An 11,747-nucleotide genomic window follows, 5' to 3' on the forward strand; every position below is an offset into this window, starting at 1 on the left:
GTCCATGGGTTAGACTTTGACAACTTGCCCAAAGTATTGGAAGATCCTTATCAACAAATCTTGGTCAATGGTAACTTCTTATACTGAAATAATTTTATTTCACAGTAAGTAAATTTGGATTAATATAATCGTATCCCCGTTTTTTAGATCAAGCTGATAAGATATCCATGAGTGTTAACACAGTGCCATCTACCCCTTCTATCCGTTATTCAATCGATGTGATCCAAGACGAAGCACGTCGCTTAGTGGATAAAGGATTTGTCAGTCGTCAACAGCCCATTTACGTTCTTTGCCAATATATTCCAGCTCGAGAATGGCTGTGTGTGGAGTGTGAGCTAGAGCAGTGCGAATTCCTGCTAAGAGACCGTATTGCTGACCTGATCGGTTCTCAACAATGGGAAAATGACTAAGCGACCTCAGTCAAACGGCATAGAAGCTGATCCTAAGACAAAAAAGTGCGATCGAGTAGGTAACTAACAAAACCCCATCAATGCCACCGATAAAGGCTATAGTGACTTACTAGATGGGTTGGGCAACCGTCAGCGGTTGAGTATATATCAGCAAACTTCAGGGAATAGTGTTGGGGAGTAACAAAGCTGCCATTTGTAATCAAAAGCCTTGAGTTGATGGTATCTCAGCCCTGAGTGGGTAAATCCATTAGATGGGAACAGAAATGTCAGAGATTGAGCGGAGTTTCTGTTTCCCGTGGTTGATTTCTAGGCTATTAGTCTCCCACTTTAGTCTCCCACTCAGACCTGAGTTTTTTCACGCTCCGTGTCAATCTAACTATTTCAATCTAACTATTACTGTCTGATTTACGCAATTCCTCTAACTCCTTACGAAGATCAGCAAGTTGTGTTGTCAGTTCCTCAATATCATCCTGTGCATTGGACTGAACAGGATTGCTAGATGATGCTGCAGCAGGATCACTGGAGGTACCAGTTGTCGGTGTACCCACGGGATTACCTGGTTGATTCCACATCTGCTCAATAAAACGTCGGGCTTCAAGTTCAGTAGTCTCTCCTTTTTCCGCCCACTCAGTCACCTGTTGATTGAAATCTGACTGAAACTGAGCCAGACTTTCTTCACGCTTTTGAGGGTCTTGCAGGGTTTCAACGAAAGAGGCTGTTGCCCCCAAGGAGGCGCGAAACCCAGTTTGCAGTAATTCCAGGAGATTGTTGGAGTTCATTTATACTAACGATTTACCATAAATTTTTTCTTAAGGACGTCCCACGGACGTGCAGTGCATCTGCTATGGAAGAGCCGAAACGGTTAACAAATTCTTCCCCATCTTCACCATCTCCGTCTGTTGCCCCTATCCCACCTGTTGCCTCTGACCTTAGTTTCTTGAGAGACATTAGGCAGGATGTCACGGGACAACAATTGCTGGAAATGACACCCCAGCCTTCAGCTGACTTGTTCCAAATACAGGTTAACATCTTCTACTACACGAGTCAGTTCAGCTTCCGTACTCAAGCGGATGCGATCATCTCTGAGGGTAATTAAGACTTTAGCAGCAAACGGAGAAGGATAGATATTGGGATTGCAGAAAATCTCAAGAAAGACATCCCCAGTAAATTGGTACTCCATCGGTTGTTGAGGCTTGGGTCTACCACCACTAGATACCTGAGCAGCAGCTTTCAGACTCTGCATCAGTTGGTAAAGCTGACGTTGCAATTTTTTGGCAGCATCGGCGGTGAATGGAAAAGACACCGAACCATCATTAAGATTTAATTTAAGTGGTATAGCGGACATAAGGCAACTTTAAGATGTTATGGATTGTTTGTTAATGGTGGTTGATAAGTTAAGTCGGTAAAAATAAACAAAACATGTGACCCAGCCGATGCAGTTCACGTCAACGGTTAACGGTAAACTTCCAGGGCAAAAACATTAAGCCCTTATTATACTTTCCTGTGGGGACTAACATCGGTCCCCAATGACTATTAATCAAAGCTGATAATCAAAGCTGAGGCTCTGCTTGGGACGTGGTAGCCAAGCTTTTCTCTTTGTCCCGCTTCCGCTTTTTGGCATACAACTGAATTGAGGCAGCCATTGCTATAATCATCGCAAGAATTAACCAAGACGTAATATCTGTAGGCAAACTGTTCTTAAACACTGCCAGTAAAACAATTACCATCAGTAAGACAGTAGGTGCCTCATTGAGAGCACGGAACTGCTGACCAGTCCAACTGCATTGATTGGCAGCCAGCTGTCCCATAATCCTACCGCAATAGAAATGATAGACCAGTAAAAGGGCTACAAAAGCCAGCTTGATATGTAACCAACCTTGCTTGAGCACTTCTGGTTCTGTGACCAGTAAACCAATTGCCATCGCTACCGTTACCACCATACCTGGGGTAGTAATTATGTGATAGAGACGTTTTTCCATAATCTCATACTGATTTTTGAGAATGGTTTGGGCAGGTTCCGGCTCCTGTGAAGCCTCTGCATGATAGACAAACAGACGCACTAGATAAAACAGACCGGCAAACCAAACCACTACACCAATGAAGTGAAACGCCTTGAACCAGAAATAAGCCATAGATTGTGTCCTCCATTATTACAACAGCGTCATGCAGCTCAGCAGTGTCTACCCTCATGACTTCAGCTATAGCGCGTGTCGCGTATCAGCTATCAGCTTCTTGAGGGAAGTCCCAGGAATAATCATGTACTCACTGTCCTCAGCCAAATGCCTAAGTTTTCCTGGCTTCAAAAGCTTAGTAGACCAGAGCTGATCGCTAAATGCTTACGATTATCTCATAAAGATCTAGGTAGCAGGAAAGCCCGTGTCTAATGACCCAGGGCTGTTTCATTATAGAGCAAAAAGGTGTATATTGAAGCAATAGCCGGAAAAACCGGGCTAAATTCCCTTATATCCCATGGATCATCGAAAAAAGCTTAATCGACTATCTCAAACAAATACCTGATCATCGAGATCCTCATGGTCTTCGTCATCCTCTCTGGCTGGTGCTTCTAATCATAATTATGGGAATGATGAGTGGTTATTGGGGTTATCGACAATTAGGTAGATTTGTGGAACGTCATCGAAGGGAATTGATTAATATAGCAATCCTAAATAGGTTGTGGCAAAATTCCATACTTAAAAAGTTTGGGAAAATCAAATATTTGACCATCAGTAAAAAACTTGAATAACCACTTTACTTTTTTAAAAGAACTGCAAATATGATAAAATTTTTTCAAGAAACTTTTTCCTTGTAACCAAATATCTTCTACCGGATTTTGTTCCGGAGCATTAGGAGCAAATTTTGTACAAGTTATTAGCCAGTCTTCTTCTAATAAATCTTGATTAATTTTACTTAAATATTCTCGCCATTCTTGAGAATTATGATAACTGGCACCATCCCAAAATATAGCTAATCTCTTCCCTGGTCTTTGGCGTTGTAAATAGTTGATAAAATTGATAGTGTTTTTTGTGTTTCCCGCCGAATACTCTTTCATTATAAATTCTTGATTTTGATAATCTAATGCTCCGTAATATGTTTGTCTATCTTTTTGATTTTTAATAGGGACTTGTATTCTTTTATCTGTTCTTCCCCCAGGGTAAGCGCAAGAATCAATAAGCTGTAGCTTATTGAGAAAAAACTGGGTTCATTCTCAACTATTAAACTCTATTGAGAATCAAGTTCTACGAGATTATAGGGGTTTCGAGCCACGATCAACCGATATCCAGCCAATGCACATTATGGGCAATTTTTTCTTGCGCTTACCCTGGTTCTTCCCCAAGCATAACCTAACAGGTCTCCCCAGAGAAGATGACATTCATCAATCATAAACACTGCAAGCTTAAGTGCCTTTATGTCCGAGTGCCAGTTTTCTAATTTATTTTCAATTTCTTCTTCTTGATGCAGTCGCTCATGGGGGAAACCCCCAAGACCGCGCTGCATCGCTTTTTTTGCTTCCACTAAATCTTCATTTTTTGCTGGATTCTTTTTTTGAGTCTTTTTCCAACTTATTTTGGCTTCTTTGAATAAAGAATAGTAACTTTGATCAGACTTATACACCACCTGATATTCATGAAGTAAATGATTTTTTCAATCTGATAATATCAGATAGTCTTTTTTTTTAAGCCACTGAATTATTTTAACTTTATCTTCGGGTTTTAAGTAACTTTTTTTTCCTTTATATTTAAGTTTTAAACTGTCTACACCCTCAAAAATTGCTTGATTTTTCCATTTACTAATAAACCCATGAGAAACTTGTAATAATTCTTGAATATCATGATAAGATTTTCCTTGGAGAATCATTTTAACTGCTATGGCTCTTTTAATTTCTTTGGGCTCTATTGTTTGATTAATAAAATTTGATAATTCATCTATAATATTCATATTTTATTTTTTGTATAATAAGAGTAATATTTATATTATATCTGTTACAAGCTATTTAGGGTTGCTATAGACTTCAAATTCATGCATGCTCGTGTTCCTTCTTATTCAGTGATCAGAAGAGTCATGGTTAATTTAGATTACGAAGAACTCCAACTTGTATTTAATAAATGGAGTCAACACTATGGTGTTATTCCCTCTTCAGAATGGATATCCATAGATGGGAAGAGCCTCAAAAATACTGTTAGTAACTACGATAACGCGAAACAAAACTTGATCAGTTGTGTTTCGGCTTTTGCTCATCAAAGAAGATTAGTCTTAGGGGTAAAAATGATGTCGAACAAACAGGAAAGCGAAATTTACGTCGTTCGAGAATTAATTGACTTATTAGATTTAACAGGTTTTGAAGTTCCCGTAGAACAGTGGAGCCTTTATGGGTGATCGGTTATGCAGAAAAGGGTTAAATCTTTTGTAATAAGGCTCCACTGTTCAAGGTTTCATCTCCGTAGTTTTTAGTTTTGATGCTCTTCATTGTCAAAAAAAACTCTGGCAGCCATCGTCGAGTCAGGGAATGACTATCTAGTTAAAGTCAAAAAAAATCAACCCAAATTATATCAACAAATAGAAACGGAATCAAACCAGCTTACACCACGACAAAAAGTGACCCATTATGAAAAAACTAGAAACCGTAATACTTATCGTCTTATTGAAGTGTTTGATCCACCCGAAAACCTTGACCCCAAATGGATTGGAGCTGGTTGTGTGATTAAAGTCTCTGAGACGAAACCTTAGGTAGTGGAGCCTTTATGGTGGGCAGGCTATGCATAGAAGGGTTAAAACTTGGCAGATTTTGGCTCCACTACCTTACGGTAACTTCAAACGCAGTGGAACTCGTGGAAATGAGACTTATAGAAGCATCAGTTATTATCTTTGTTCAAAACCACCATTATCTCGTGGTTTGGCCAATGGAATTAGAGGACATTGGCTCATTGAAAATTCTCGACCTTGGGTAAAAGACGTCATCTATGAAGAAGATATTAGTCCGCAAACGTCAGGACAAGCTCCTTTAAACTTATCTTTGCTCAAAACATGGGTTTTAACTCTTCTTCGAGCACATGGCTTTGATTCTATCAAGGCAGCAATCAGTGAAGCGATGCAGCGCGGTCTTGGGGAGGCAGCGCGGTCTTGGGGAGGCAGCGCGGTCTTGGGGGTTTCCCCCATGAGCGACTGCCGTGGTCTCCCCCATGAGCGACTGCCGTGGTTTCCCCCACTCGCTATTGCATCAAGACAATGAGCCATAATTTGAGATATATCCTCAGTTTTTGTACTTAAGATTAATTATATCTGATTATCTTCTATTTTCTAGAGAATGAAACAGCCCTGGTGTCTAATGACCGGGGAGGAATGCCACCTAGTGGCTAAAGCCACCAGGGTAAGCGCAAGAAAAAATGGCTCATCATGTGCATTGGTCGGATATCGGTTGCTCGTGGCTCGAAACCCCTATAATCTCGTAGAACTTTACTCGCAATAGAGTTAATTTGTTGAGAATGATCCCGTTTTTTTATCAATAAGCCACAGCTTATTGATTCTTGCGCTTACCCTGCTAAAGCCACCTAGTAAGCTAACCGTGATGAGGATCGTTAATGTACCTTTGAATGGTTTCAGTACTTACTTTCCCCGCTGCCCTTAAAAAAATAACTGTTTGTCCAGAAAGATGGAAGTTTATTAAGATCGGTAAACTCTTTTATTAAGTAGTTAGCACTTCTCCCTTTCAAATCTACCTTTCAAAGCTATGACTACCTGGTGAATCGCATTTTGATGATATATTTATACAGATAAATTTTTAATATTTTTCTACTTACAATTACCATATCTTTCTGTAAATAATTTTGAAAAAATGTGGCTAAATTATCTTTATTTTTGCAGATAAATACTTTATTAAAATTTTTATTTTCTAGGATAAATGGACTAGATAAGTAAATTTTAAGTTTAATTTTTATAGCTTTTTTTAAAAAAACAAGTTTATCGGAATTTAATGTCGCTACCAGTGTAGATTCTAATCGATATAACGAGAATAATTAACGATATATAATGGCTCAAGCTAATAAGAGCATAGGAGTACAGCAAATAATGCTGTACCCGGATAAAGAAACAAAGGCAATCTTGGAATATTTATGTGAACAGTCAGGAAAGCTTTATAATATGGGGGTGTATTTTGCTCGTCAAACATTTTTCAAGACAGGTTTAATATTGACTGGAAAATTTGACTTAATCTATGAACCAAGTGTAGGAAAAACAAAGATATCTAAGTCACTTCCTTCGACTCCAGCCCAACAAACACTATTAAGTGTCACGGAAGCATTTAAGTCTTACAAAAAACTAAGAGACCTATGGTTCAAGGGAAAGTTGCAACATAGACCAAAACCTCCCAGCTACTTAAAAGGCTCAAAGATGTTCAAGGTTACTTATCCAAATTCAGGTGGTCAAAAGCCAAAACTAGTTAATGGACAGGTTAAATTTTATCTTGGTTTGACTGTTAGGCGCTGGTTTGGGATTAAGAATTTTACCTTGCCTTTTCCAAGTAATTTAAAAGGAAGAAAAATAAAGGAATGGACTATACTCCCCAAAAATGGCGTCTTCTATCTAGAAGTGTCTTATGAAATCCCAGTTCAGAACAACCAGAGAAATTTAGCCAGCAATGAAGCATTAGGTATAGATGTTGGAACCGCTGATAATTTAGCAGCGTGTGTTGACACCCTAGGCAATTCGTTTTTGATTGATGCCCGTGCAATGAAGGCTTTTAACCAATACTGGAACAAGCAGGTGTCAAGCAGAAAAGAGGGTAAACCACAAGGCTATTGGGATAGTTGGCTTGATCGAGTAACTCGGAAGCGTAACCACCGCATTAAGGACGGCATCAATAAAGCAGCTAAGCTAATTATCAATCACTGTTTAAAATACGGTATAAATACGATTGTCTTGGGATGGAACGAAGGTTTAAAAAGTAATGCTAATATGGGGCGATTGAATAACCAAAATTTTGTTCAAATACCTCTTGGCAAACTCAAAGACAGATTAAGACAATTGTGTGAAATCCATGGGATTCGATTAGAAGTAACTGAAGAAGCTTACACAAGTAAAGCTAGTTACCTTGATGGAGACTCCCTGCCTAAATTTGGCGAAAAACCAAATGGGTGGAAAGCATCAGGAAAGCGTATTAAGCGTGGTCTTTACCGTAGTGGCGATAATTCAGTTGTAAATGCGGATCTAAATGGTAGTGCAAATATTTTAAGAAAAGTAGCCAGTAAGCTAGGTATAGACTTAAGCCGACTGGGTAGACGGTCTTTGACAACCGTAGCGAGAATTAGGTTGTGGGCGCTACCACAGTCTAATCTGTCAGCAGAATCCCCGCGTCTAATGATCGGGGAGTGTCAAGTCTTCTTAAACTCATACAAAAACCATACAGAGTCAAACAGATAGATGAACCATAGCATAAACCTGGGGTTGAGACAATGGACAAATAAAGACAAATAAAAGCGATGCAGAGGTGCGACCCATGGCGAATTTAATTACGGGTCAAGCGCACCTAAGCGGTCTTGGGGTAAACCCCCACTCGCGCTTTGCATCAAGACAGGCAAACGTTTTACTTAATCAATGTCAAGGGTATGATTAATGCCAGCAGCATGCAAGAAAAAAGAAGATCACCTCGCCAACAGACTTCCATTTCTTATCGATTGGCTGGTCTCTTCTCAGCTCGTCAGCCAGTCGTTAATATTAGTCGAGGAGGTTGCACCATTTACAGTGAAAAAGCTATCCCAGTCGGTCAAGTTATAAAAATACAATTTTTTTGGCCACAAAATTACACAGTGAATGCTACAGTTAAAGTCATGTGGTGCCAAGAATCTAGAGGAAATTCCCTAGCAAACTATAGAGCTGGTTTACAGTTTACAACAGTCTCACCAGAAAGTATAGATTGTCTTTTGGGTCTGCCAGCAACACCTATTTCAACGCCTCAACTTCAGCTGAATAAGTTACTAAAAAATTATCCGGCTAAGACTTCTAACACCTGCTCTACCTAATCCTCATACTAAATTGCGCTTCCAGAAAAGATATTACCATTTGAACAGATGACGGGTGATGGGGTTAATGATTAATAGGGTAAGCAGTTACTACTGATTAATTTTAAGTATTAATTTTAAGTATTAATTTTAATTCAACTTGGTATAAGTTGCAATCAAAGATAGTTGATGTCTTGATGCAGTGGCTGATGGAAGTCCCCCCCCATGAGCCACTGCATCGCTTTGTCAAGTTGCTGATCAGGAGTGAACATCAAGAACAGTCAACCTTCAACTATTATACCATTTTCAGTGATTGAGGCTAAAGATGATTTACTGGTAATTGGGAAGAAGGAAATTGGGAATTGACCAAGGAATTACCGATTAGCTATTACCACGAAACAGTATGTATAGCAATTATCATAGCTATGAGGTACACAATTTAGGTATTTTAGGTAATAGGTAATAGGTAATAGGTAATAGGTAATAGGTAATAGGTAATAGGTAATAGGTAATAGGTAATAGGTAATAGGTAATAGGTAATAGGGATGCGCTGCATCTTCAGGTGCGACCCGTGGCGAATTTAATTCGCCAAGGTCAAGCGCACCTAACAGGGAATCAGCTTCAAAGAATACTGTACCTCATAACTGTGATAAACGCTATATTTATAACAAGCCTACACAGAAATTGGAATTATCTGATTAGTTATTTATACTTATTAACCTAGAGGGGCGCTTGTCGCCCCTCTAGTATCCAATAAGTTAACTGCCATGGACTTTGTCAAGGTTCATGGCAGTTTTAATGGACTTTAAATTTTGTTTTTAATGAGTAATTATAACATTTTTTGGATGCTCATATACCCAAAAAAAAAAGTATACATAAACATACATAAATCCTACTAAATCAAACCTGAACGCAAACCTAAACGCAAACCTATGCTCGAAAGAATAGATTTATACACAGCAGGATCGGTAATCTTACCATCTGCTATCATTTCAGCACTTCACCTAGCACAACTTCCTTAGGAGTTGCTAAAGTGAAGTAAACCCTTTGCTTAGCTGCATCTACCTTTATATAGATAGATTTATGAGTACTGAACAATTAAATCAAGTTATAGAAGCAATTATTTCTGGCAAGTATTCCTGGGCTTGTGTATTGATATTACGGTTTTCTGGCTACAATCCTTTGCAATATATGCCCTATCGAACTTACAATCGGTTAATCAAACAAAACTATAACTTAGGCAACCGGAATAAAACTGCATCCTCTCAACCATCAAAAATTCTCAAAAGGTGTTAATCATCAAGACAACCAAAATAAAAAATTACTAAAAAATCCTAGATCCTAGGCTCTAGACTCTAGGTATTAGGTATTAACCATCAGGCATTAAGTACTAAAACCATTACTCATTAACCATTAACCATTAACCAAACACCAAACACCGGGTGCATCTCAATGCATGCAAAAACACTCAGGACAATAGAAGACTAATATCATGTTATGACAATTACCCTTAATAAAAATCCCCCTATCTCCCCCTATCCCCACCCTCCCCACACTTCCCGCGCCTGGGTCCCACACTTCCTTTAGTTATAGATTTACAAGTAACAGATGCACCCCAAACACCAAACCCCTAACCCCTAACTCCTAACTCCTAACACCTATCTTTCAGGAGATTAATTTGACTAACACTCATTTACTCAAAGAGCGTAGGAAATTTCCGCGTCATATCACCTTACTAAATTATCAGATAGAAGGACTGATTTCAGATCAAAATGATTTAGTAGTTAATCTGAGTCAAGGCGGTGGCAAAATTTACATTAACAAACCATTAAAAACTGGGGAGCATAAAAAAATTCAGTTCTGCTTACCAGGAATAAGTTACACAGCTACTTCTATGGTGAAAATTGCCTGGCAAAGGAAAATTGGTTTAGATTCACCAGCTAAATATGAAGCAGGAGTGAAGTTTTTAGATATCTCACCAGTCAAGCTTAATACACTATTAGAACGGAAACAACTTATCTTCAGCAATCACTTTCAGTTCAAAGTATTACTGAAAACGTTTGCTGCTGCTGCCTGTATAGTTTCTGCACTTGCTCAGTCAGCTAGTAGTCAAACCGTTGCACCAGGCTCTATTCTCAGTATTTTGCTGGAGGGTCTTAATGATCGTATCTCTTGGGTAGCAAGTCAAAATCCCACTGATGAAGCTAGCTTCAGCTGGGAGCAATCTCCTAGGCAGCATCCGATTGGATTTAAGTTTAATCAATCTTTAGTGAGTGTTGATGATTTAGAGTCTGCTCCTGAGCCAATAACAATGGCTAGTTTGGTCTTATTAGGTGCTACATTTCTGATCCCATGTCGTCACCTAGAGTAATAATACCAAGTTAGATTAATTATCTATTTTGGCAGGATTATATTAAGGGTTAAGGTTATGAACTTAAGCTTTCTGTTTTTATTTGCCCTATTTTCACAAAAAATTCCTGATAAACCAATGGGGGTTGTTAAAAATTAATCATTTTAGTTATAGCAATTAATTTAGTTTAAAATTATTAATTTTAGTGAGGATGTGCCATTATTTAGCTACAATATAGATATGAGCACTTAGGTTAAATCCCCTGCCTGAAGGCAGGGGATTTCTTAATGGTATTAATTAGTTTAGAAAGTAAATACAAAATAATCAGTTAACTATTGACCCATACTCGAACATGAACACACCAGGTAGAAATTCCAGGTTGAAGCTTGTTTGCTTGTTCGCGTAGCGTGGCCGAAAGGCCAAGGTTCAGAAGATAACCTTTAACCTAGCAACCTATAGCAATCCTATCTGATTCGTGAAAGAAATGGGCTGCTTTAAGGCAGAAGGCAGAAGGCAGAAGGCAGAAGGAACAGGGTGCATCTCAATGCATGCAATTAGGCAAAAATTATAATAAAATCTCCGCGCCCCCGCCCCACACTTCCCGCGCCCCCGCCCCACACTTCCCACACTTTCCTTATTTTTTACAAATATGAGATGCACCCGAAGGAACAGGAGTTGGAGCTAGTTTTTAAAAAGTCCAGTGATTTTACAAATGATTTAGGATTGCTATAGTAACCTGGTAATAGCTTTTCCGTTTACATCTGAATTGTAAACATTGATGGAGGCATGGGGGGATGGGAAGAAAGTTAATTGAGGCAAATGCAAGTTGTAAACAATTCCGATGCTAAGCTGTTCGGCATTTAAATTGGTATAATAAAAATTAATAAATAACCCAATAATAGGAAATATGCCAGCAAAAAATTATCTGACACAAGAGCAAAAAACAATACTTCAAAAAGCCTTAAAAATAGAAGAAAATGGAAATATTAGAGAACG

General features: G+C 38.7%; 14 protein-coding genes and 3 pseudogenes. 10 read left to right on the forward strand and 7 right to left on the reverse strand.

The window, feature by feature from the left end:
- Positions 1-167 precede the first annotated feature (167 nt).
- Positions 168-410, forward strand: coding sequence for a DUF4327 family protein (locus tag F6K38_RS02640; protein WP_070395448.1), 243 nt, complete (start codon positions 168-170; stop codon positions 408-410).
- A 386-nt stretch (positions 411-796) separates the two neighbouring features.
- Here the strand turns inward: F6K38_RS02640 and F6K38_RS02645 are convergent, their stop codons facing one another.
- The 4 genes from F6K38_RS02645 to hemJ all read right to left on the reverse strand — a co-directional run bounded on the left by F6K38_RS02645 (position 797) and on the right by hemJ (position 2,542).
- Positions 797-1,189 carry a hypothetical protein gene (locus tag F6K38_RS02645; RefSeq protein ID WP_008179929.1) on the reverse strand — a complete coding sequence of 131 codons (393 nt, stop codon included), beginning with the start codon at positions 1,187-1,189 and terminating at the stop codon, positions 797-799.
- Between the two features lie 13 nt (positions 1,190-1,202).
- On the reverse strand, positions 1,203-1,373 hold the full coding sequence (locus F6K38_RS02650; protein ID WP_154659683.1) for a hypothetical protein: 171 nt from the start codon (positions 1,371-1,373) through the stop codon (positions 1,203-1,205).
- A gap of 34 nt (positions 1,374-1,407) precedes the next feature.
- The gene (locus F6K38_RS02655; protein ID WP_008179925.1) at positions 1,408-1,755 is read right to left on the reverse strand and encodes a hypothetical protein; all 348 of its coding nucleotides are present in this window, start codon (positions 1,753-1,755) and stop codon (positions 1,408-1,410) included.
- Between the two features lie 205 nt (positions 1,756-1,960).
- On the reverse strand, positions 1,961-2,542 hold the full coding sequence (gene hemJ, locus F6K38_RS02660; RefSeq protein WP_008179923.1) for a protoporphyrinogen oxidase HemJ: 582 nt from the start codon (positions 2,540-2,542) through the stop codon (positions 1,961-1,963).
- Between the two features lie 359 nt (positions 2,543-2,901).
- Between hemJ and F6K38_RS02665 the strand changes: the two genes are divergently transcribed.
- Positions 2,902-3,153, forward strand: coding sequence for a transposase family protein (locus tag F6K38_RS02665; protein ID WP_502709561.1), 252 nt, complete (start codon positions 2,902-2,904; stop codon positions 3,151-3,153).
- On the opposite strand, the pseudogene F6K38_RS02670 reads toward F6K38_RS02665, so the two are convergent.
- A pseudogene (locus F6K38_RS02670) lies at positions 3,073-3,555 on the reverse strand (transposase); the annotation flags it as partial. The gene F6K38_RS02665 and the pseudogene F6K38_RS02670 sit on opposite strands and share 81 nt — an antisense overlap.
- A 185-nt stretch (positions 3,556-3,740) precedes the next feature.
- Positions 3,741-4,346, reverse strand: a pseudogene (locus F6K38_RS02675) (helix-turn-helix domain-containing protein); the annotation flags it as partial.
- Between the two features lie 81 nt (positions 4,347-4,427).
- On the opposite strand from F6K38_RS02675, the gene F6K38_RS02680 reads away from it, so the two are divergent.
- From F6K38_RS02680 to F6K38_RS02690, 3 genes are all read left to right on the forward strand, one after another.
- Positions 4,428-4,784 (forward strand): ISAs1 family transposase, encoded by a 357-nt coding sequence (locus F6K38_RS02680; RefSeq protein WP_287356009.1) that lies wholly within the window; start codon positions 4,428-4,430, stop codon positions 4,782-4,784.
- 90 nt (positions 4,785-4,874) lie between these two features.
- Positions 4,875-5,135, forward strand: a complete 261-nt coding sequence (locus tag F6K38_RS02685) for a hypothetical protein (protein WP_287257238.1) — start codon at positions 4,875-4,877, stop codon at positions 5,133-5,135.
- A 28-nt stretch (positions 5,136-5,163) separates the two neighbouring features.
- Positions 5,164-5,637 carry a hypothetical protein gene (locus F6K38_RS02690; protein WP_008179916.1) on the forward strand — a complete coding sequence of 158 codons (474 nt, stop codon included), beginning with the start codon at positions 5,164-5,166 and terminating at the stop codon, positions 5,635-5,637.
- 327 nt (positions 5,638-5,964) lie between these two features.
- Here the strand turns inward: F6K38_RS02690 and F6K38_RS02695 are convergent.
- A pseudogene (locus tag F6K38_RS02695) lies at positions 5,965-6,115 on the reverse strand (transposase); the annotation flags it as partial.
- A gap of 319 nt (positions 6,116-6,434) precedes the next feature.
- Here F6K38_RS02695 and F6K38_RS02700 point away from each other — a divergent pair.
- The 5 genes from F6K38_RS02700 (at position 6,435) to F6K38_RS02720 (ending at position 10,772) form a co-directional block, all read left to right on the forward strand.
- Complete coding sequence (locus tag F6K38_RS02700; protein WP_008179915.1) at positions 6,435-7,823, forward strand: RNA-guided endonuclease InsQ/TnpB family protein; 1,389 nt, start codon at positions 6,435-6,437, stop codon at positions 7,821-7,823.
- Positions 7,824-8,008: 185 nt separating this feature from the next.
- The gene (locus F6K38_RS02705; RefSeq protein WP_044492299.1) at positions 8,009-8,422 is read left to right on the forward strand and encodes a PilZ domain-containing protein; all 414 of its coding nucleotides are present in this window, start codon (positions 8,009-8,011) and stop codon (positions 8,420-8,422) included.
- A gap of 149 nt (positions 8,423-8,571) precedes the next feature.
- A complete protein-coding gene (locus tag F6K38_RS02710) occupies positions 8,572-8,718 on the forward strand; it encodes a hypothetical protein (RefSeq protein ID WP_154659682.1) in 147 nt (48 codons plus the stop codon).
- A gap of 766 nt (positions 8,719-9,484) precedes the next feature.
- On the forward strand, positions 9,485-9,697 hold the full coding sequence (locus F6K38_RS02715; protein ID WP_008179910.1) for a HetP family heterocyst commitment protein: 213 nt from the start codon (positions 9,485-9,487) through the stop codon (positions 9,695-9,697).
- 382 nt (positions 9,698-10,079) lie between these two features.
- Positions 10,080-10,772: a PilZ domain-containing protein gene (locus F6K38_RS02720; protein ID WP_008179908.1), complete on the forward strand. Its 693-nt coding sequence runs from the start codon at positions 10,080-10,082 to the stop codon at positions 10,770-10,772.
- Positions 10,773-11,747: the final 975 nt, after the last annotated feature.

The organism is Moorena sp. SIO3B2 (genome assembly GCF_010692525.1).
In the GTDB taxonomy this organism is placed as follows: Bacteria; Cyanobacteriota; Cyanobacteriia; order Cyanobacteriales; family Coleofasciculaceae; genus Moorena; species Moorena producens.